This is a genomic window from Stenotrophomonas sp. 21LCFQ19 (assembly GCF_056861425.1).
On record NZ_JBSPUF010000027.1, the window covers coordinates 1 to 20,871 of the forward strand.

Below are 20,871 nucleotides of genomic sequence, written 5' to 3' on the forward strand. Positions count from 1 at the left end.
AACCTCGGAGAAGTACGCGAACAGGCGGAGCGGTGGCTGGCCGATTACAACACCGAGATACCTCACGACAGCCTCGGCGGGCTGACGCCCGCCGAATTCCGCCAGTACCACGAAACGGAAACCTCTAATTTAGCCTGGCATTGAAATGCGGGGAGTCGACAAAATGTCCGGTTTGGTCTGGCTGTTTGTGATTCGGCAAAGACCTCGCCAAAGGAAAAGCCCGGGGCAGAAGCGCCGGGCTTTCCATTTCTACTGTTTCTGGTTGGGCCGTGCGTGCAGAAAGCTATAAGCGTTGCGTTACCAATATGTTCGAAATCAGATCTGATGCATTTCCATCGCGATAAGGATTGTGTGCATGCGCCATGAGCGTGTATGCGTCGGAGTCGTCCAGAAGACGACTGATCTGTTCCACGATATTGTCTGAGCTTGTGCCAACCAATTTGACCGTTCCAGCATCAACTGCCTCAGGTCGTTCTGTAGTATCGCGCATGACCAGAACCGGTTTGCCCAGTGATGGAGCTTCCTCCTGGATGCCGCCGGAGTCCGTAAGAATGATATGCGAGCGGCTCATCAGATAGACAAAAGGCAGATAGTCCTGCGGGTCGATGAGATGAACTGCAGTCTGGTCCCCCAGAATCCGCTTCACAGGTTCCTGTACATTCGGATTGAGATGCACCGGGTATACGACCTGGGTGTCGCCGCGCGCTGCGATGTTCTTCAATGCATGGCAGATCTGCTCGAAACCGTCGCCGAAATTTTCTCGACGGTGGCCGGTTACCAGGACCAGGCGCTTGGACGCATCCAGGAACGGGAAGCGCGCAGCCAACTCGGCTTCAAGGTCAGGATTGGTCTTGATCCTGTCGACTACCGCAAGAAGCGCATCGATTACCGTGTTGCCGGTAACGTGGATGGTGTCTGGATTGACGTTTTCGATGCGGAGATTGTCAGCAGATTTCTGCGTTGGCGCGAAATGCAGATTGGCCAGCACACCCGTCAGCTTGCGGTTGGCTTCTTCCGGCCATGGCGAGTAGAGATTACCCGTGCGCAGCCCAGCTTCCACATGCCCGATCGCTGTGCGCTGGTAGAACGCGGCCAGTGACGTGGCGAAGGTAGTAGTGGTATCGCCGTGTACGAGTACGATGTCCGGCTTGTGCTTGGCAATCACTTCCTCCATGCCTTGCACGATTCGCGAGGTCAGGCCTGATAGGGTCTGGCCGGGTTGCATGACGTTGAGATCCTCGTCGGGAGTGATCTCGAACAGCTCCAGTACCTGATCCAGCATCTGGCGATGTTGCGCGGTAACGGCAACGATGGTTTCCAGTTCAGGGCGCTGCTTCAGCGCGGTTACCAAAGGGGCCATTTTGATGGCTTCCGGGCGGGTGCCGAAAACCACCATTACCTTTTTGCGAAGCGTCATGTTGCTGTGAACTCCTTGTTTGCGCTTGACCAGTCAGGACTGAATGAGTGACTGGCGGGCTGTAGCATGCTGTTTGTGGCTTCAGCATTCTACTCTGCCTGCCTTTTTGTTTTCCCGGCCAGTCGTGGGTCTGGTTGAGAATAAAAAACGGCCTCGTAAGAGGCCGTTTAGCTGCTGTATGTAGCGGTGCGTGGCTTATTACAGCGCCGCTTCCAATTCAGGTAGCAGGGTGAACAGGTCACCCACCAAGCCAATATCAGCAATCTCGAAGATCGGCGCATCGCCGTCCTTGTTGATGGCGACGATGGTGCCGGCGTCCTTGATGCCGGTCAGGTGCTGGATGGCACCAGAGATGCCCACGGCGATATACAGCTCCGGGGCGATGATCTTGCCGGTCTGGCCGACCTGCATGTCGCTGGGCACATAGCCTGCGTCCACGGCGGCGCGCGAGGCACCGACGCCGGCACCGAGCTTGTCGGCCAGCGCGTAGATCACCTTGAAGTTCTCTTCCGAACCGACGCCACGGCCACCGGAGACCACGCGCTTGGCGCTCTGCAGGTCCGGACGGTCACTCTTGCCGGCCGCCAGGCCGATGAAGCGGGTGTGGCCCGGCAGGGCAGCATCGACGCTGATCGCTTCGACCGGCGCGCTGTTGCCCTTGGCAGCTTCCTGCCAGGAGGCTGCGCGCACGGTGGCGACGACGACCTGGTCGGCGGGTACCTCGACGGTGATGATGGCGTTGCCTGCGTAGATCGGGCGCTTGAAGGTATGGGCGCCTTCGACCGACATCAGGTCCGAGACCTGGTTGACGCCGAGCAGGGCGGCCACGGCCGGCATCACATCCTTGCCGGTGGTGGTCGAGGGACCGAATACATGGCTGTAGCCGGCAGCGGCCTTGGCGATCTGCGGCGCCAGCACCTGTGCCAGCGCATGTTCATTGGCCGGGTTGGCGATGGTCAGCACCTTGCTGACGCCGGCGATCTGCGCGGCTTCGGCAGCGATGGCGGTCGGGTCGGCGGCCAACACCAGCACGTGGATGTCGCCGCCCACTGCGGCTGCTGCCGACACGGTCTTGGCCACGGCGCTGTTGAGCTTGCCGTCCAGGTGTTCGGCGATGACGAGAATCTTGGCCATTACAGCAACCCCTTCTGCTTGAGTGCGGCTACCAGTTCGGCAGCGTCCTTCACCATCACGCCCTTGCTGCGCTTGGACGGCGCGGCGTACTGGGTGGTCTTGAACGTGTCAGCGGCTTCAACGCCGAGATCGGCCAGCTGCAGGGTCTCCAGCGGCTTGGCCTTGGCCTTCATGATGTCCGGCAGCTTGATGAAGCGCGGCTCGTTCAGGCGCAGGTCGGTGGTGATCACGGCCGGCAGATCGACTTCCAGCGTTTCCAGCCCGGCGTCGACTTCACGGGTGACCGTGGCCTTGCCATCAGCGATCTCGACCTTGGAAGCGAAGGTGGCCTGCGGGCGTGCCCACAGCGTAGCCAGCATCTGGCCAGTCTGGTTGGCATCGTCGTCGATCGCCTGCTTGCCGAGGATGACCAGGTCAGGCTGCTCCTTCTCCACCAGCTTGAGCAGGGTGCGGGCGGCGGTCAGCGGCTGGATGGCCTGGTCGCTGACCACGTGGATGGCGCGGTTGGCGCCCATGGCCAGGCCGTTGCGCAGGTGTGCCTGGGCGTCGGCCGGGGCGATGGTGGCCACGACCACTTCCGTGGCGATGCCCTTGTCGCGCAGGCGCAGGGCCTCTTCCAGGGCGATTTCATCGAACGGGTTGGGCGAGAGCTTGACGCCATCGGTGACCACGCCGGAACCATCCGGCTTGACTTGAATGCGGACGTTGTAGTCCACCACGCGCTTGTACGCGACGAGGATTTTCATGTGCTGCGGGGTCCTTCGGTTGCTGATGGGGGCCGGCGGGGGCCGGGGACAATTTTTCTCGATTCTAGCCGGGTTGGTAGGTCCGTGCGAACGCGTATGGTTGGCTGCCTGTCAATTTCAAATGTCCGGACAAATTGTGGATCATTGGCTTCCGTTGTCAATGGTGCAGGTCAGGCAGCAGGGTGCGTTATATCCTTGTTCGGATTGTTTGCCCCAGCAGACGTACTTAATGGGAGAGTCATCGCGTGACCACTTGGCTTGTGACCGGCGGCGCCGGCTTTATCGGCGGCAATTTCGTCTTGGAAGCGGTGGCGAAGGGCATCCGCATCATCAATCTGGATGCGTTGACCTATGCCGGCAACCTGAAGACGCTGGACAGCCTGGAAGGCAACCCGGATCACCTGTTCGTGCATGGCGATATCGGTGACCGTGGGCTAGTGGCAAGCCTGTTGGCCGAGCATCGCCCGGATGCGGTCCTGAACTTCGCTGCGGAGAGCCATGTGGATCGTTCGATCGACGGCCCGGGTGCGTTCATCCAGACCAATGTGGTTGGAACGCTTGGCTTGCTCGAGGCGGTCCGTGACTACTGGAAGACATTGCCGGCCGACAAGGCCGATGCGTTCCGCCTGCTGCACGTCTCCACCGATGAGGTCTACGGCACGCTGGGCGAGACGGGCAGGTTCACCGAGACCACGCCGTATGCGCCGAATTCCCCGTACTCGGCTTCCAAGGCGGCCTCCGACCATCTGGTGCGTGCTTTCCACCACACCTATGGCCTGCCGGTACTGACTACCAATTGCTCGAACAACTACGGCCCATACCACTTCCCGGAGAAGCTCATCCCGCTGATCATCGCCAAGGCGCTGGCCGGGGAGTCACTGCCGGTCTACGGCGATGGCAAGCAGGTGCGTGACTGGCTGTTCGTTGCTGATCATTGCGAAGCGATCCGCACCGTGCTGGCCAAGGGCAGGGTTGGCCAGACCTATAACGTCGGTGGCAATTCCGAGAAGCAGAACATTGAAGTGGTGCAGGCGATCTGCGCCTTGCTGGATGCCCGCCGACCGCGCGCGGATGGCAGGTCGCGCACTGAACAGATCACTTATGTCACTGATCGCCCCGGCCATGATCGGCGTTATGCAATCGATGCATCCAAGCTCAAGGACGAACTTGGGTGGGAGCCGAAGCACAGCTTCGAGCAGGGCATCGGCTTCACCGTGGACTGGTATCTGGATAACCAGCAATGGGTGAATGGTGTGCTGGACGGCAGCTATCGCCTGCAGCGCATCGGCACCGACGCCTGATATCGACGATCAAGTGCCTGCACGGATGTGCGGGCCAACAAGGAAGCATCCATGACGCAACGAAAAGGCATCATTCTGGCCGGCGGCTCCGGTACGCGGCTTTACCCGATCACCAAGGGCGTCAGCAAGCAGCTGCTGCCGGTCTACGACAAGCCAATGATCTATTACTCGCTCAGCGTGTTGATGCTGGCCGGGATCCGCGAGGTGTTGATCATCAATACGCCGCACGAGCAAATGCTGTTCCAGCAGCTGTTGGGTGATGGTTCGCAGTGGGGAATGCACATCCAGTACGCGGTGCAGCCGAGCCCTGATGGCTTGGCGCAGGCGTATTTGATTGGCCGCGATTTCGTCGGTGGCAGGCCCAGCTGCCTGGTGCTTGGCGACAATATTTTCCACGGTACGGGCCTGAGCGAGGTGTTGCGGCGCGCGGATGCACGTGCTGCAGGGGCGACGGTTTTCGGTTATTGGGTGAATGATCCAGAGCGTTACGGTGTGGCCGAGTTCAACAAGGATGGCAATGTCATCGGTTTGGTGGAGAAGCCCGCCGAGCCGCGTTCCAACTACGCGGTGACCGGCCTGTACTTCTATGACGGCAATGCCAGTGACTATGCCGCCGAATTGAAGCCATCCTCGCGCGGTGAACTGGAGATCACCGATCTCAACCAGCGTTACCTGGACGAGGGTACGCTGCAGTTGGAACCGCTTGGCCGAGGTTACGCCTGGCTGGATACGGGCACACACAAGTCGCTTCTGGAGGCATCGAACTTCATCGAGACCATCCAGACCCGACAGGGCCTGCAGGTCTGCTGCCCAGAGGAAATCGCGTTTGGCCAGGGGTGGATAACCGCCGAGCAGCTCCTGGCATTGGCCGCGCCCCTGGCCAAGAATGGCTACGGCCAGTATCTGCAGAAGTTGGTCCAACGAGGAATTGTTCCGTGAAAGTAATTGAGACCGGCATACCCGGCTGTGTCGTGATCGAGCCGGTTGTGTTTGGTGATGAACGAGGCTTTTTCTTTGAAACCTGGAATGCCGAGCGTTTCCAGGCGCGGGGTTTGCCTGGCAGGTTCGTGCAGAGCAATGTGTCTGCTTCCAACGAGGGTGTGCTGCGCGGTCTGCATTACCAGTGGCCGCGTCCACAGGGCAAGCTGGTCAGTGTCCTGGAAGGCGAGGTCTATGATGTGGCGGTGGATATCCGCCGTGGCTCGCCGACCTTCGGCAAGTGGGAGGCGGTTGTTCTGAGCGCCGAGAACAAGCGGCAATTGTGGATTCCGGAAGGCTTCGCGCATGGCTTTGCGGTGCTGTCCGAGCGCGCGGTGTTCAGCTATATGTGCACCGAGGTTTATCTGAAGGAGTTCGACGCAGGGATCCGTTGGAACGATGCTGACATCGGTGTGGATTGGCCGATCAGCGGCCCGACCTTGTCCGCCAAGGATGAGCGCGCGCCGTTCCTGAAGGATGTGCCGGAAGACCACCTGCCGGTTTACCTGCCGTGAGCTTGCTGGTTTTTGGCGGGACCGGGCAGCTGGGGCGGGAGTTGTTGCGTGCGTTAGCTCCTCTGGGTCCGATTGTCGCCGCCACGCGCAGCGGCAAACTGGCCGATGGCAGTTCCTGTGAGCTTGCGGATTTCGATGCACCCGATAGTCTGCCTGCATTGCTGGATCGACTGCAGCCTTCGGTGGTGATCAACGCGGCGGCCTACACCGCGGTGGACAGGGCGGAGCAGGAGCCGGAGGCCGCGTTCCGGGCCAATGCGCAAGCACCGGGAATCATCGCTCGATGGTGTGCGGCCAATGGTGTGCCGATGGTGCATTACTCCACTGATTACGTATTCAACGGTCAGGGCAAGGCACCTTACGTCGAGGAGGATGCAACCGCGCCGTTGGGCGTCTATGGCGCCAGCAAGCGCGATGGCGAAGATGCGGTGCGCGCCGCAGGTGGTCGCCATCTGATCTTCCGTACCGCCTGGGTATATGCATCGCACGGCAGCAACTTCCTGCGCACCATGCTGCGCGTGGGTGCCGGGCGTGACGAACTGCGGGTGGTGGCAGACCAGATGGGCACGCCAACGTCGGCAGCGCTGATCGCTGATGTCACCGCACTGACGCTGCAGCATCCAGGTCAGTTGTCCGGGACCTGGCATCTGACCGCCTCCGGGCAGACCAGCTGGCATGGTTTCGCCGAAGCGATCTTCGCCGAGGCCGTGTCTGCGGGGGTGCTGGCCAAGGCGCCGGCCGTGCAGGCGATCTCCAGTGCGGAGTATCCGACACCGGCGAAGCGGCCTGCATGGTCGGTGCTGGACAGCCGCAGGCTGCAGCGGGACTTCGGTATCGACCTGCCGGCTTGGCAGGAAGGTTTGCGACAGGTGATTGGCGAGATTGCGAACGCCTGATGCGCGCTCTCGTGCATCGATGCAGGGGCGCCGACAAGATAAAAAACCCCGGGCTTCCCCGGGGTTTTTGCTTGCAGCATGTTGGCAGCATCAGGTGCGCCCGTAGGTATCCTCGAAGCGCACGATGTCGTCCTCACCCAGATAGCTGCCCGACTGCACCTCGATCAACTCCAACGGCAGTTTGCCGGGGTTGCGCAGGCGATGGGTGACGCCCAGCGGGATATAGGTGCTCTGGTTTTCCGCCAGCAACAGTACCTCATCGCCGCGCGTGACTTCAGCGGTGCCGCTCACCACGATCCAGTGCTCGGCGCGGTGGTGGTGCATCTGCAGGCTCAAGGTGCCGCCCGGTTTGACGGTGATGCGCTTGACCTGGAAACGTTCGCCGTGATCGATGGAATCATAGGCGCCCCACGGGCGATAGACCTTGCGGTGCCAGGTCGCCTCGCTGCGGCCGTCAGCCTTCAGGCGCGCGACCACGTCCTTCACTTCCTGCATGCGGTCGGACTTGCCAACCAGTACTGCATCGTCGGTCTCGACGACGATCACATCGTCCAGTCCGACCATTGCGATCAGGCGCTCGCCATACGCGAAGGTGTCATGGCAGTCGATGGCAATCACGTCGCCGCGATGCGCGTTGCCGTTTGCGTCCTGCTCGGAGACATCGCGCAATGCGGTCCAGGAGCCGACATCGCTCCAGCCAGCGTCCAGCGGGACCACTGCCGCATCAGCGGTCTTTTCCATCACCGCATAGTCGATGGAGTCGGACGGACTGGCCTTGAATGCGTCTGCATCCAGACGGATGAAGTCGCTGTCACGTCGTGCCTTCTGCCACGACGCGCGGCAGGCAGCGAGGATCTGTGGCTGCAGGCGCTCCAGCTCCTGCAGGTAGCGTGAGGCGCGGAACAGGAACATGCCACTGTTCCAGTAGTACTCGCCGGAGGCCACATAGTCCTGTGCGGTTGCCAGGTCAGGCTTCTCGACGAAACGCTCGATGGCGCGCGCGCCTTCACCGGCGACGGCCTTGATGTAGCCGTAGCCGGTTTCCGGTGTGGTCGGCTGGATGCCGAAGGTCACAAGCTTTCCCTGCTCGGCAATATCGGCAGCGTCCAGGATCGCGCGATGGAAGTGGGCAACATCGCGGATCAAGTGGTCTGAGGGCAACACCAGCAGCAACGGGTCGGCGCCATCGCGGCTGGCCTCCAATGCGGCTGCAGCAATAGCTGGTGCGGTATTGCGGCCAACCGGTTCCAGCAGAATGGCCGACGGCGTGGTCCCTACCTGCTGCAGCTGCTCGGCGGCGACAAAGCGGTGTGCTTCGTTGGCCACCACCAGTGGTGCCTGTGTGGCGACATCGGCCACCCGCAACCAGGTGGACTGCAGCATGCTGTGCTCGCCTGCCAGCTGCAGGAATTGCTTGGGATAGGCTTCGCGCGACAGCGGCCACAGGCGCGTGCCGGAACCACCGGAAAGGATGACGGGCAGGATCTGGCTCATGAAGGTTCTCAGGCGGTGATCAAGGTGGAGATTTCGGCGGTGCGCTCAGCCAGCAATGCGGCATCACCTCTGGTTTCAACGTTCAACCGCAGCAGCGGCTCGGTGTTGGAACTACGCAGATTGAAGCGCCAGCTGGCAAAGTCGGCGCTGATACCATCGGTGTGATCCAGTGCAGGTGCTTGCGCGGCGAAGTGTGCCATGACCCGGGCAACGGCAGCCTTGGCGTCGGCAACCTTGAAGTTGATCTCGCCGCTGCACGGGAAGCGCGCCATGCGGTCTTCGACCAGCTCGGCCAGCGACAAGCCGCTGCTGGAGACCTGCGCGGCAATCAACAGCCACGGGATCATTCCCGAATCTGCATAAGCGAACTCACGGAAGTAGTGGTGTGCGCTCATCTCGCCGCCGTAAATGGCGTTCTCGGAGCGCATCTTTTCCTTGATGAAGGCATGGCCGCTCTTGCACAGGACCGGCACGCCGCCAGCAGCTTCCACCATTTCGACCGTGTTCCAGGTCAGGCGCGGGTCGTGGATGACCTTGCCGCCGGGATTGCGGGCAAGGATGGCCTGGGCCAATAGCCCAACCAGATAGTAGCCCTCGATGAAGCGGCCGTTATGGTCGAAGAAGAAGCAGCGGTCGAAGTCACCATCCCAGGCGATGCCGAAGTCGGCACCATGCTCGCGGACGGCGTTGGCGGTGGCTTCGCGGTTTTCCGGCAACAGTGGATTGGGGATGCCGTTGGGGAAACTGCCATCGGGTTCGTGGCAGATACGCACGAACTCCAGCGGCAGATGTGGTGCGAGCAGGTCGACAATGGCACCGGCGCCGCCGTTGCCGGCGTTGACCACCAGCTTCAGGGGCCTGAGCTGGCCGACATCGATGTAGCTGAGCAGGTGCTGGATGTACGCTGCCTTGTCATGCTGGGCGCTCTGCTCCGCACGTGCGGGCTGCGGCGGCGACACATCGGCGGCCACCGCATCTGAAATGGTGAACAGACCGGTGTCCGAGCTGATCGGGCGCGCCTGTTCGCGCACCAGCTTCATGCCGTTGTAGTCCATCGGGTTGTGGCTGGCGGTGACCATCACCCCGCCGGCGGCCTGCAGGTGGCCGGTCTGGAAGTAGACCTCCTCGGTGCCGCACAAGCCGATATCGATGACCTCCCTGCCTTCACCGCGCAAGCCGGCAGCCAGGGCGTCCTGCAGCGCAGGGCTGGTCAGGCGCACGTCATGGCCGAGCACCACCGGGCCAGCGCCGAGTTCGGCAGCCAGGGCCTTGCCGATCTTGCGTGCCATGTCTTCATTGAGCTCTTCAGGCACGCGGCCGCGGATGTCGTAGGCCTTGAACGCGGGGAGGGGCATGCATGCATCCTGCTGGGTGAAAGATCACCTAGTTTAGTCGGCTACGCGTCCGCAGGCTGTCTGCACGCTGGATGGAAGTCCCAAGGTGCGCAAAACGTGCTGGCCGAAGGTCCAAGGGGGTTGCCCTCGCGGTATGGCTAGAATATGGACATCTTCAGCACTGTGAGCGTGATGCGATGAGCGATCTCTCCCCGACCCGGCAGCGTGGCAAGGTTTTTGCCAGCGCCGCCGAGGCCCTGGCCGGCATCGTGGCCGATGGGCAAACCCTTGCCGTAGGTGGTTTTGGCCTGTGTGGCATTCCCGAGGCACTGATTGCCGCGCTGCGCGACAGCGGGGTCAAGGGCCTGACCGCGATCTCCAATAATGCCGGTGTCGATGGCTTCGGCCTGGGCCAGCTGCTGGAAACCCGCCAGATCAAGAAGATGATTTCGTCCTATGTGGGCGAGAACAAGGAGTTTGAGCGTCAGTACCTGGCCGGCGAGCTGGAGCTGGAATTCAACCCGCAAGGCACCCTGGCCGAGCGCCTGCGCGCCGGTGGTGCGGGAATCCCGGCGTTCTTCACCGCTACCGGCTACGGCACCATCGTTGCCGAAGGCAAGGAGACCCGCGAGATCGACGGCAAGCACTATGTGCTGGAAACCGCGCTCAAGGCTGACGTCTCGCTGGTCAAGGCGTGGAAGGCCGATGAAGCCGGCAACCTGCTGTTCCGCAAGACCGCGCGCAACTTCAATCCGGCCTGCGCCATGGCCGGCAAGGTCTGCGTGGTCGAAGTGGAAGAGATCGTGGCGGTGGGCGCCATCGACCCGGACCAGGTGCACCTGCCGGGCATCTACGTCGATCGCATCGTATTGAACGCAACGCCGGAGAAGCGCATCGAACAGCGCACCGTGCGTCAGGAGGGGAACTGAGATGGCCTGGACCCGTGACGAAATGGCACAGCGCGCCGCGCGCGAGCTGACCGATGGTGCCTACGTGAACCTGGGTATCGGCCTGCCGACCCTGGTGGCCAATCACATCCCCGACGGCGTGGACGTGTGGCTGCAGTCCGAGAACGGCCTGCTCGGCATCGGCCCGTTCCCGACCGAAGCGGAGGTCGATGCCGACCTGATCAACGCCGGCAAGCAGACTGTCACCGCACGCGCGGGCGCCAGCTACTTCGGCAGCCATGACTCGTTCGCGATGATCCGCGGCGGGCACATCAACCTGGCCATCCTTGGCGCGATGCAGGTCACTGATAAAGGCGACCTGGCCAACTGGATGGTGCCGGGCAAGATGGTCAAGGGCATGGGTGGCGCGATGGATCTTGTCGCCGGCGTGCAGCGTGTTGTGGTGCTGATGGAGCACACCGCCAAGAATGGCGAGCACAAGATCCTGCCGGAGTGCACCCTGCCGCTGACGGGTGTAGGTGTGGTCGATCGCATCATCACCGACCTGGCGATCTTCGATGTGAGCGCTGATGGCCTGGTATTGGTGGAAGCCGCGCCGGGTGTCAGTGATGACGAGCTGAAAGAAAAGACCGGCGTGCCGTTCCGGCGCTGAGTCGTGAGGACGAGGCGATTGGCGGTGCGGACCGCCAATCGTCAGTCTGCGGGTAGCAGCGCCTGCAGCGTTTCGCGCGCCAACGCTGATGAAAAGTGGTCTTCGATGTTGCGGTAGCCATTGGCAGACAGGCGTTGCCACAGCGTGGCGTCCTGGTAAAGCCGTACCACCTGTGCGGCGTAGTCTTCGGCGCTGTCGGCAATCAAGGCATTGTCATCGTGGCGCAGGAACATGCCTTCGGCGGCAATGCCGGTAGCCACTACTGGCAGGCCGTGGCTCATGGCTTGGTTGATCTTGCCCTTGACCCCGGCACCACTGCGCAACGGTGCAAGGTTGATGCGGCTGTGTTGCAGGTAGGGTTCGACTTCGGGCACGTGGCCGTGCACGACCACGTCATCGGCGCGCAGGCGTTGCGCTTCCTGTGCTGGGATCTCGCCGACCAGATGCAATACCACGCCCGGCAGCGGCTGGCGTAGCAGCGGCATGATGTCGGTCAACAACCAGGCAATGGCTTCCTGGTTTGGGTGATGCTGGTAGCCGCCAACAAACAACAGTCCGGAAGTGTCGGCGAAATTGCGCTCGGCAACGGCTACGTCATGCACGTTGGAAAGCACGGATACGGGTGTGTCCACGCCATTGGCGCGCAGGTAGTCCAGCTCGGCGTGGCTGACCACGGTGGTGGCATCGCTGGCAGCGATCAAGGCGAACTCTTCGGTCCGTGCCTGCTCGGCGATGCGCAGCAATGCCTGGTCGTTCTGAAGCTCGGCGGCGCGTTGCAGGCGCACGTGGTGCAGGTCGACCGTGTCGAAGATGATCGGTGCCGCAGTGAAGGCGCGCACCAGTTGCAGGTGGCGACGAGCAACATGATGCCGGCACAGGAAAACAGCGTTCACCTGATTGCCGTTGTGCTGCAGCCAGCGATCCAGGCGTGCTTGGCCGGGCGTGCCGATCAATTCGACGCCGAGTGTTCCCAGCAGCGCCGCCGACTCGCTTGTCAGCTGGTTGTTGTCTGGCATGAACGCCACTGACCAGCCCAATTCGCGGCAGAGCCGCAGCAGTGCCAGTGCGCGTACCGAACCCGAGTCACGGCTGGGGGTTGGGGTGGCGGCATCAATGAACAGCAGCAGTCTTCCGCTGCGGGTGTGGACCGTGGTCGGTCCAGCCAGCGCGGTATCCGCCAGGGGCTGCACACGGCGGCGGATGGACAGGATGGTGCCACCTACGCCGCGGGTGAAGATGCTGCGCACCAGGCCCGTGGCCAGTGCGATGTTGCGCGACAGGCGCCAGCGTTGCAGGACAATGTGGCGATGCAGAGGGAAGGTCATGGCACTATCGTTGTTGAACGCACGGCAGCAGGAACGTGCGTGCAGCGGCTGATTCTGAGGGCAGTGGCATGATCGAGCAAACCGGTATCTGCCTTCCCGCCGTGGGCGAGGCGGGAGCAACGGTGGTGCAGCACCTGCCGGCATGGCTGGCCCGGCCCCAGGCCGATGCCTTGCTGCCTGTCCTGCATGCGCAGGTGGCATGGGAAATCCATCGCATCCGCATGTTCGGGCGCTGGTTGGATTCGCCGCGGCTGAGTTGCTGGATGGGCGATGCCGATGCGCATTATCGCTATTCGGGTGCGGATTTCCTTCCACATCCTTGGGCGCCTGCGGTGCTGGAGTTGCGCGAGCAGGTGCAGCAGGCCTGTGCCGGCCGCTTCAACAGCGTGCTGCTCAACCGATACCGCGATGGCCGTGACAGCATGGGCTGGCACAGCGATGACGAGCCTGAACTGGGGCCGACGCCGTTGATCGCCTCGCTGAGCCTTGGGGCGCCACGGCGCTTCCTACTGCGGCGTCGCGATGATCCTGCGAGGAAGTTCGAGTACCTGCTCGGTCATGGCGACCTGCTGCTGATGCGCGGGCACTGCCAACGCGACTACCAGCATGCGCTGCCCAAGACCGCGCGGGTGTCGGGCGAACGCATCAATCTCACTTTCCGCCAGATCGCAGCTGTGCCGCATCGCGCTGGCCGCTGAGCAGGGTCCAGCCGATCAGCTCGTTGCTGGTCTTGTTCAACGCGGTTTCGAAGGCGGCAGCGACGCTGCTGATCTCGGCGCTGGCGGCCGGTTCGGCGACGACGAAGGTGCGGGCGGCAACCACGCGCTGGTCCAGGCTGTGGATGAGCTTTGCGTTGAGTTCGATGGTGGCAGCCGGCACGTCGCCGCCACGGTAATCCGATTCGAAGCGGCGCAGGTCGGTGGTCAGCTTGTAGTCCGAGCGGATGCCAGTGGCGATGCGTGCAACCGCATCGATCTTCCCCGAGTCCTCGAAGCCGCGCAGTAAGGTGTCTTCCAGGATATCGGTGGCCGGCTGCGACCAGGTCGCGCCACGATAGACTTCCAGTTCGCCCGGCGTCGGCCGCACGTTGATGCGCGGGCTGTCGATCAGGCGGGCGGCGCTGGGTTTGGCGATGGCCAGCTGCCAGCTGACCTGCGGCCAGCCGGGATCGGCCTGCACCCTGACTTGAGGCGCATAGATGGTGATGGACTGGCGGTCGCCGCCGGCCAATACGGAGCAGCCGGCCAGAGCCAGCAGGCAGGCCGGGGCGAGCAGTTTGATCAGGGAAATGCGCTTCATTTGGGTTCGAACTCCTTCGGGGCGTCGCGGCCGAGCAGGTAGCGTGCCGGGTTGTTCTCCAGCCGGTCACTGACCCGGCGCAGGTCGCGGATCAGGCCGCGCAGTTCGGTCAGGGTCGGGCCAAGCTGGGCCAGGCCGTCATTGGCGAAGCTGTTGATGGCCGCGCGGTTCTCGCCAAGGATGGCGTCGGCGTTGCCGGCGGCGGAGTCGAGCTTGGCCAGGCTGGTATCAAGCTTGTCCATCGTTGCAGGCAGTTCCCGCAGCACGTTCTCGTCCAGGTTCTTGATGGCACCGTTTGCCGAACCGAGGGTGACGTTGAGGTTGCGTGCCGCATCGCGTGCTTCCACCAGCAAGGCCTGGGTGCCTTCGTCGCGGTCGGCCAGGCCGCCGCTGATGGTTTCCAGGTGGGCCAGGGTGGAGGTGATCTTGCGGACGTTCTCATCACTGAGCAATTCGTCCATGCGCTCGACCACGCGGTTGGCGACGTCGGTGATGTTCTGCAGTGCCGACGGTGAGGTTGCGATGGTCGGCACCGTTTCCTTGCTGACCGCGGTCAGTGCGGCGGCCTGCGGGGTGCCGCCACTGAGCTGGATGATCGATGGTCCGGTCAGGCTGGTGATGGCCAGCTTGGCGCGGGTATCGGTCTTGACCGGCGTGGTGGAGTTGAGCCGCAGCTTGGCCACTACCTTGCGCGGATCATCGGGAGCCAGGGTCAACTCGGTGATCGAGCCGACCGCGATGCCGTTGTATTGCACGGGGCTGCCCACCGACAAACCGGTCACCGCCTCGGTGAACACCACCCGGTATTCCTGCCAGGTGCGGTCGGAGGAGTACTTGGCCGCCCATAGCCCGAAGGCGAGCAGGGCAACGCCGATGAGCAGGGTGAAGGCACCGATCAGGACGTAGTTGGCTTTGGTTTCCATATCAGGCGGGCTCGTGCTGAAGGCCGCGCGCGGCGCGGGCGCGGGGGCCGTGGAAGTATTCGCGTATCCACGGATGGTCGAGTTGTTCGATTTCAGGCAGCGGTGCGTTGGCGATGACCTTGTGGTCGGCCAGCACCGCGACGCGGTCACAGATGGCGTAGAGCGTGTCCAGGTCGTGGGTGATCAGGAACACGGTCAGGCCCAGGGCTTCCTGCAGGGTCTTGATCAGGTGATCGAAGGCGGCTGCGCCAATCGGGTCGAGGCCGGCGGTGGGTTCGTCCAGGAACAGCAGGGGCGGATCCAGCGCCAGCGCACGGGCAAGGCCGGCGCGCTTGCGCATGCCGCCGGAAAGCTGCGAGGGCAGCTTGTTGATGGCGTCGGCGGGCAGGCCGGCCAGCTTCACTTTCAACAAGGCCAGTTCGTAGTGCCAGCGCTCGCTGAGTTCCGGGTGATGCTCCTTCAGCGGCACTTGCACGTTCTCGCCGACCGTCAGCGAGGAGAACAGGGCGCCATCCTGGAACAGCACGCCGGTATTGCGCTCGATGCGCAGGCGGTCGGCCGGGTTGCCAGAGCGTGCATCCACGCCCAGCACTTCCATCTGCCCGGCATCGGGCGTGCGCAGGCCGAGGATGGAGCGCATCAATACCGATTTGCCGGTGCCCGAGCCGCCAACCACGCCGAGAATCTCGCCACGGCGTACGTCCAGATCCAGCCCGTCGTGCACGGTCTGGCTGCCAAAGCGATTGACCAGCCCGCGCACGCGGATGGCCAGGTTGGTGTCGTCGGTGTTGGCGTCTTCCATCGTGCTCATCCCATCACCAGCCCATGTGCATGAACCACAACGCGGCCAGCGCGTCGAGGATGATGACCAGCGAGATCGTCTGCACCACGCTGGAGGTGGTGCGTTCGCCCACCGACTGTGCCGTGCCTTCCACCTTCAGGCCTTCCAGGCAGCCGATCAGCGCGATGATCAGTGCGAACACCGGTGCCTTGGACAGGCCGACCAGCATGTGCCGCACCTCGATGGTGTCGTGCATGCGCGCCAGGTACATCTGCGGCGGGATATCCAGGTCGAAGGCGCCGACGGTGACGCCACCGGCGAGGCCGGCGATCATCGCCACGAAAGTCAGCAAGGGCAGCATGATCAGCAATGCGACCACGCGTGGCAGCACCAGCAGGTCGATCGGATCCAGCCCCAGGGTCTGGATGGCGTCGATTTCCTCGCGTGCCTTCATCGCACCGATCTGCGCGGTGAAGGCGCTGGCGGTGCGGCCAGCCAGCACGATGGCGGTGAGCAGTACCGCGAATTCGCGCAGGAAGGCGATTGAAACCAGCTCCACCACATAAATCTCCGCGCCGAAGTCGCGCAGGATGGTGGAACCGAGGAAGGCGATCACCGCGCCCACCAGATACGACAGCAAAGCCACCAACGGCACCGCGTTCAGGCCAACCTCTTCCATCTGGTTGACCGCGGCGGTGAGCCGGAATCGGCGTGGCTGGCGGAACAGCCGCGCCAGCTTGGCCAGGTTCTCGCCGAGGAAGTTGACCAGCACCACGATGTTGCCGGCAATGGCATGCACCGAGCGGCCGAGGCGATCCAAGGCGGCGGCGACGCCGTAGTCGCGTTGCGGCTTGGGGCGTTCATCGGCGACTTCCTCGATGGTGCAGACCAGCGCCTGATGGTCACTGCGGAACTGCAGCGCGTCATCCTGCAGCCCAAGCTTGTGCGCGTAGCGCAGCAACAGCAGTACACCGGCCGAATCCAGCCGGTCGATGGCGCGCGCATCGATGCCGGTTACGGTCCCGGTCTGGGCATGCAATACCTCGCTGGAGCGCAGTGCGGTCGCCAAGGTCCAATTGCCGGAAAGCCTGAGCAGGCCATCCGCATCGGGGGGCAGAACGCAATCGGGCGGGGGAATGTCTTTCATGGTGACCATTGGTTACGGAGAATACCCTGTCCGCCCTTCAAGCCAGATGAGTATTTCATCCGCTTCAGGTGATACTAGCGGCCATGTCTGCCGAAACCCTTGCCGCTGCCCCGGCCACTGCTTCCAATCGCGCTACCTACGCGCAACGTGTGGCCTTCGTTTCGGAGATGGCTGGGCGCCTGCACAGCTATGGCACAACTGCCCAGCGCCTGGAGGCGGCGGTGGTGGCATTGGCACAGCAGCTGGACCTGGATTGCGAGCCATGGTCGAACCCGACCGGCTTGATCCTGAGTTTCAGCGACCCGACCCGCGCCATTGGTTCCAGTGACATCACCCGCGTTATCCGGCTGGGGCCAGGCGATACCAATCTGCACAAGCTGGCCATGGCCGACCAGATCGCCGATGCGGTCTCCGCCGGGCAGATGTCGATCGCGCAGGGGCATACCGCGCTGCGCCAGCTCGACAAGGATGGCGGCCTGCGCAGCAAGATCCAGCTGCTGGCCTCGTTCACCCTGGGCTCGGCCGGTGTGGCCGGTCTGTGGCGGCTGCCGTGGCTGGATATCGCCACCGCCGGCATCACCGGTCTGCTGATTGGCCTGATGCTGTTCTATACCGACCGCCGTGTCGCCACACGCGAGGCCGGCGAAGCCTTGGCGGCGTTGCTGGCGGGCTTTGTGGCGGTGTTGGTGGCCAGTTTCATCGGGCCGCTGAACATGAACTCCACCATCATCGCCTCGCTGGTGGTGCTGTTGCCCGGCATGGCGTTGACCAACTCGGTCAATGAACTTGCCAGCGGGCATTGGGTGTCCGGTACGGCGCGCTTCGCCGGCGCGCTGACCACCATCATGAAACTCACGGTGGGCGCGATGATCGCGGTGACCATCGCCAATTCCATCGGCCTGGAGCCGATCATCCGCGCCTCGCGGCCGCAATCCAACTGGGTGGAATGGGGCTCGGTGCTGGTCGCCTCATTCGCGTTCGCCATGCTGTTCCGCGCCAGCCGGCGCGATTACCTCTGGGTAATGGCTGCCTCGGTTGCGGGTTATGCGATTTCCCGCTACGGCGGACAGCAATGGGGCGCGCCGGCCGGCATCTTTCTGGCGGCGATGACGGTGACTGCTGCCGGCAATCTGTTTGGACGCATCGTCCAGCGCCCGGGGGCGATCATCCGTCTGCCCGGCATCATCATGCTGGTGCCCGGCAGTACCAGCCTGCGTGGGGTGTTGAGTTTGATCCAGCAGCAGAATGTGAGCGCCGGCGAATCGGCGCTGCTGACCGTGGTCAATGTGGTGATGGCACTGGTGGCCGGCCTGCTATTCGGCAACCTGCTGGTGCCGGCACGCAAGAATCTGTAACTGGGGCGGTTGCTGCCAGGGGTAATCAGGCGGCGCTGCCAGCGCCGCGTTGCAGGATGCTGGTGATTGTGTAGCCCGGGTAAGCGCAGCGTATCTGGGGCTGTCCGCGGATTTTCTGCAGGATCACCGGAATCCAAAGCTCCCGGGTGCGCTGCGCTTACCCGGGCTACTTTGTCGTTCGTTTAGCCAGCGAGTGCCTGCAATAAACAATTTGTGGCGACTGTGAATACAGAAATGCAATAAGAAAACGCCGGCAATCTGCCGGCGTTTTGTAATCCATATTCCAGAATAATTATTTCTGGATCAGGAAATCTTCAACCTTGCGGCCTGCCTTGGTGTATTCGGCCAGCCAGCGCGGCTGCTTGCCACGGCCGGTCCAGGTTTCAGCGGCATTGGCCGGGTTGCGGTACTTCGGCTCAACCTTCGGCAGCTTGCGGCCGGTCTTGGCAGCGCCCTTGCTGGCCTTGGCGCCACGCGGGGCCTTCACTGCAACGGCGGCGCCGGTGCCGAACAGCTCTTCGACGGTATAACCAGCCTTCTTTGCCGCAGCGGCAACCAGGGCGCGGGCTTTGGCAATCGGCTGGCGCTTGGCTACAACGGTTTTGCGCTTCTGAGCGTCACGGATAAGAACGGCCAGTTCTTTGGCCGACAGCTGGGACAGATCGATACTCATCGAATAACTACTCCGGATAATGGGTTGGGGGTGTATGCCATTCCGTGGCAGCGCAACAAAGCATACCGGGCTGGTCGCGGTAATGACAGATTAATAGCGTTTTCGATGTTATCCGGAAATGAAAACGCCGGGACAATGTCCCGGCGTTATAAGGAATCAACGTCAGCCGATGATCTTGCTGATCACCGTGGCCTGGTCCAGATTCTCCGCCTCGGCGGCGTTGCGTGCGCGGTATTCAACCGTGCCAGCGGCAAGCCCGCGTTCCGACACCACGATGCGATGCGGAATTCCGATCAGTTCCATATCGGCAAACATCTGGCCCGGACGCAGGCCGCGGTCGTCCAGTGCGGCATCCACGCCAGCGGCCTGCAGTTCGGCCAGCAGCGCTTCGGCGGCGGCAGTTACCGTCGGGTCCTGTTTCGGGTTGATCATGCATACCACCGCCTGCCACGGGGCCATGCTGACCGGCCAGATAATGCCGGCGTCATCGTGGTTCTGTTCGATGGCGGCGGCGACGATGCGTGATACGCCAATGCCGTAGCACCCCATCGCCATCACCGCAGCCTTGCCGTTCTGGTCCAGCACGGTGGCCTTCAGTGCCTGCGCATACTGGCGGCCGAGCTGGAATACGTGGCCAACCTCGATGCCGCGGGTAATCTTCAGTTCGCCGCCGTCCTGGGCCCGGTCGCCGGCCATGACGTTGCGGATATCGGCCACTTCCGGCTCGGCCAGGTCGCGGCCCCAGTTGACGCCGGCAATATGCAGGCCTTTCTCATTGGCACCGACCACGAAATCGGCCATTGCCGCTACTTCGCGGTCAGCGACAACACGGATCGCCTTGCGCGGATTCAAGGGGCCGAGGAAACCCGGCTCGCTGCCCAGATAATCGGCAATCTCGGCCTCGCTGGCCATGCGGTAATCCGCCAGGCCAGCCACCTTGGCCAGTTTGATTTCGTTGACTTCGTGGTCGCCACGGACCAGGGCCAGCACGAATTCATTCTCAGTGGTCATTACCGCAATTGACTTCACCGTGCGCAACAGGGCGATGCCCATCAGCGCGGCGACTTCCTCGCAGGTCTTCTGGGTGGGGGTATCGATCCTGCGCAGTTCTTCGCTGGCGGCGCCGCGCGCTGCCGGATCAGCGGCAATCGCCGCTTCCACATTGGCGGCGTAATCCGAGCCGGTGGAGAACACAAGCGCGTCTTCACCGGAATCGGCAATCACGTGGAACTCCTGCGAGGCATCACCGCCGATCGCGCCGGAATCGGCCTGCACCGCGCGGAACTCCAGGCCCAGGCGGGTGAAGATGCGGGTGTAGGCGGCCTTCATGTTTTCGTATTCGGCGACCAGGCTGGCGTCGTCCAGATGGAAGGAGTAGGCATCCTTCATCAGAAACTCGCGCGAGCGCATGACCCCGAAACGCGGACGGATTTCGTCACGGAACTTGGTCTGCACCTGGTAGAAATTGACCGGCAGCTGCTTGTAACTGGACAGCTCCTGGCGCGCGAAGTCGGTAATGGCCTCCTCGGCGGTGGGGCTGTAGCAGTATTCCTGCTCCTTGCGGTCCTTGATCTTCAGCAGCTGGCCGCCGAATTTCTCCCAGCGACCGGTTTCTTCCCACAGTTCCTTGGGCTGGATGGTCGGTAGTTGCAGTTCCACAGCACCGGCGCGGTTCATTTCCTCGCGGACGATGGTTTCCACCTTGCGCAGCACCCGCAGGCCCAGCGGCGACCAGGTGTACAGGCCCGATGCCAGCTTGCGGATCATGCCCGCGCGCAGCATCAGCCGATGGCTGACCAGCTCGGCGTCGGCGGGAGTTTCCTTGGTGGTGTGCAGGTGGAAGCGGGAAAGACGCATGGCAGGGGGGCTTCGCAAAACGGACGATCCCCTATTTTGCCAGCCTTGCAGGCCGCTCGCACCGACACCAACGGGGTAGGGGGCAAAACCGGGGTCACTGTCCGGGTTTTGACAGCCAAACCCCCCGCAGACCACC

General features: G+C 62.9%; 20 protein-coding genes and 1 pseudogene. 9 read left to right on the plus strand and 12 right to left on the minus strand.

All coding sequences use genetic code 11. From position 1 onward, the window contains the following. Positions 1 to 144: integrase core domain-containing protein (locus tag AC13FW_RS20010; protein WP_482990048.1), on the plus strand; the 144-nt coding region annotated here is incomplete at its 5' end. Between the two features lie 139 nt (positions 145 to 283). On the opposite strand, the gene wecB is transcribed toward AC13FW_RS20010, so the two are convergent. The 3 genes from wecB to AC13FW_RS20025 all read right to left on the minus strand — a co-directional run bounded on the left by wecB (position 284) and on the right by AC13FW_RS20025 (position 3,297). Then, positions 284 to 1,417 (minus strand): non-hydrolyzing UDP-N-acetylglucosamine 2-epimerase, encoded by a 1,134-nt coding sequence (gene wecB / locus AC13FW_RS20015; RefSeq protein WP_482990250.1) that lies wholly within the window; start codon positions 1,415 to 1,417, stop codon positions 284 to 286. 198 nt (positions 1,418 to 1,615) lie between these two features. Then, positions 1,616 to 2,551, minus strand: coding sequence for an electron transfer flavoprotein subunit alpha/FixB family protein (locus tag AC13FW_RS20020; protein WP_482990251.1), 936 nt, complete (start codon positions 2,549 to 2,551; stop codon positions 1,616 to 1,618). Beyond that, the gene (locus AC13FW_RS20025; RefSeq protein WP_282266852.1) at positions 2,551 to 3,297 is read right to left on the minus strand and encodes an electron transfer flavoprotein subunit beta/FixA family protein; all 747 of its coding nucleotides are present in this window, start codon (positions 3,295 to 3,297) and stop codon (positions 2,551 to 2,553) included. Before AC13FW_RS20025 ends, AC13FW_RS20020 begins: the two co-directional genes overlap by 1 nt. 245 nt (positions 3,298 to 3,542) lie before the next feature. On the opposite strand from AC13FW_RS20025, the gene rfbB reads away from it, so the two are divergent. The 4 genes from rfbB to rfbD are packed head-to-tail and all read left to right on the plus strand — an operon-like array spanning position 3,543 to position 6,987. Further along, a complete protein-coding gene (gene rfbB / locus AC13FW_RS20030) occupies positions 3,543 to 4,598 on the plus strand; it encodes a dTDP-glucose 4,6-dehydratase (protein ID WP_282266854.1) in 1,056 nt (351 codons plus the stop codon). Positions 4,599 to 4,649: 51 nt separating this feature from the next. Beyond that, complete coding sequence (gene rfbA, locus AC13FW_RS20035) at positions 4,650 to 5,537, plus strand: glucose-1-phosphate thymidylyltransferase RfbA (protein ID WP_482990252.1); 888 nt, start codon at positions 4,650 to 4,652, stop codon at positions 5,535 to 5,537. Then, a complete protein-coding gene (gene rfbC, locus AC13FW_RS20040; protein ID WP_282266858.1) occupies positions 5,534 to 6,091 on the plus strand; it encodes a dTDP-4-dehydrorhamnose 3,5-epimerase in 558 nt (185 codons plus the stop codon). Before rfbA ends, rfbC begins: the two co-directional genes overlap by 4 nt. Next, positions 6,088 to 6,987 carry a dTDP-4-dehydrorhamnose reductase gene (gene rfbD / locus AC13FW_RS20045; protein WP_482990253.1) on the plus strand — a complete coding sequence of 300 codons (900 nt, stop codon included), beginning with the start codon at positions 6,088 to 6,090 and terminating at the stop codon, positions 6,985 to 6,987. The genes rfbC and rfbD overlap by 4 nt, the downstream gene beginning before the upstream one ends. Positions 6,988 to 7,077: 90 nt before the next feature. Here the strand turns inward: rfbD and AC13FW_RS20050 are convergent, their stop codons facing one another. After that, positions 7,078 to 8,481: a mannose-1-phosphate guanylyltransferase/mannose-6-phosphate isomerase gene (locus AC13FW_RS20050; protein WP_482990254.1), complete on the minus strand. Its 1,404-nt coding sequence runs from the start codon at positions 8,479 to 8,481 to the stop codon at positions 7,078 to 7,080. A gap of 8 nt (positions 8,482 to 8,489) precedes the next feature. Continuing rightward, positions 8,490 to 9,836, minus strand: a complete 1,347-nt coding sequence (locus AC13FW_RS20055) for a phosphohexomutase domain-containing protein (RefSeq protein ID WP_482990255.1) — start codon at positions 9,834 to 9,836, stop codon at positions 8,490 to 8,492. Between the two features lie 176 nt (positions 9,837 to 10,012). Here AC13FW_RS20055 and AC13FW_RS20060 point away from each other — a divergent pair, with 176 nt between their 5' ends. Together AC13FW_RS20060 and AC13FW_RS20065 are read left to right on the plus strand one after the other, a co-directional pair. Then, a complete protein-coding gene (locus AC13FW_RS20060) occupies positions 10,013 to 10,744 on the plus strand; it encodes a CoA transferase subunit A (RefSeq protein WP_282266866.1) in 732 nt (243 codons plus the stop codon). Position 10,745: 1 nt separating this feature from the next. Continuing rightward, entirely contained in the window at positions 10,746 to 11,375 is a 630-nt protein-coding gene (locus AC13FW_RS20065) for a CoA transferase subunit B (protein WP_296250179.1), read from the plus strand. Positions 11,376 to 11,416: 41 nt separating this feature from the next. On the opposite strand, the gene AC13FW_RS20070 is transcribed toward AC13FW_RS20065, so the two are convergent. Continuing rightward, positions 11,417 to 12,700, minus strand: a complete 1,284-nt coding sequence (locus AC13FW_RS20070) for a glycosyltransferase (RefSeq protein WP_482990256.1) — start codon at positions 12,698 to 12,700, stop codon at positions 11,417 to 11,419. Positions 12,701 to 12,768: 68 nt separating this feature from the next. Between AC13FW_RS20070 and AC13FW_RS20075 the strand changes: the two genes are divergently transcribed. After that, entirely contained in the window at positions 12,769 to 13,398 is a 630-nt protein-coding gene (locus tag AC13FW_RS20075; RefSeq protein WP_482990257.1) for an alpha-ketoglutarate-dependent dioxygenase AlkB family protein, read from the plus strand. On the opposite strand, the gene AC13FW_RS20080 is transcribed toward AC13FW_RS20075, so the two are convergent. From AC13FW_RS20080 to AC13FW_RS20095, 4 genes are read right to left on the minus strand one after another with little or no spacing between them, the layout of a single operon-like run. Further along, on the minus strand, positions 13,352 to 13,999 hold the full coding sequence (locus tag AC13FW_RS20080) for an ABC-type transport auxiliary lipoprotein family protein (protein WP_482990258.1): 648 nt from the start codon (positions 13,997 to 13,999) through the stop codon (positions 13,352 to 13,354). The genes AC13FW_RS20075 and AC13FW_RS20080 overlap by 47 nt on opposite strands. Then, positions 13,996 to 14,922: an MlaD family protein gene (locus AC13FW_RS20085; protein WP_282266877.1), complete on the minus strand. Its 927-nt coding sequence runs from the start codon at positions 14,920 to 14,922 to the stop codon at positions 13,996 to 13,998. Before AC13FW_RS20085 ends, AC13FW_RS20080 begins: the two co-directional genes overlap by 4 nt. A gap of 1 nt (position 14,923) precedes the next feature. Further along, positions 14,924 to 15,733 (minus strand): ABC transporter ATP-binding protein, encoded by an 810-nt coding sequence (locus tag AC13FW_RS20090; RefSeq protein ID WP_296250190.1) that lies wholly within the window; start codon positions 15,731 to 15,733, stop codon positions 14,924 to 14,926. A gap of 4 nt (positions 15,734 to 15,737) precedes the next feature. After that, positions 15,738 to 16,850, minus strand: a complete 1,113-nt coding sequence (locus tag AC13FW_RS20095; protein ID WP_282266881.1) for an ABC transporter permease — start codon at positions 16,848 to 16,850, stop codon at positions 15,738 to 15,740. A gap of 83 nt (positions 16,851 to 16,933) precedes the next feature. Between AC13FW_RS20095 and AC13FW_RS20100 the strand changes: the two genes are divergently transcribed. Beyond that, the gene (locus tag AC13FW_RS20100) at positions 16,934 to 18,205 is read left to right on the plus strand and encodes a threonine/serine exporter family protein (protein WP_282266883.1); all 1,272 of its coding nucleotides are present in this window, start codon (positions 16,934 to 16,936) and stop codon (positions 18,203 to 18,205) included. A gap of 295 nt (positions 18,206 to 18,500) precedes the next feature. Here the strand turns inward: AC13FW_RS20100 and AC13FW_RS20105 are convergent. Both AC13FW_RS20105 and AC13FW_RS20110 read right to left on the minus strand, forming a co-directional pair. After that, positions 18,501 to 18,878 (minus strand): annotated as a pseudogene (locus tag AC13FW_RS20105) (H-NS histone family protein); the annotation flags it as partial. Positions 18,879 to 19,040: 162 nt separating this feature from the next. After that, positions 19,041 to 20,735 carry a proline--tRNA ligase gene (locus AC13FW_RS20110; RefSeq protein ID WP_482990259.1) on the minus strand — a complete coding sequence of 565 codons (1,695 nt, stop codon included), beginning with the start codon at positions 20,733 to 20,735 and terminating at the stop codon, positions 19,041 to 19,043. Positions 20,736 to 20,871 lie beyond the last annotated feature (136 nt).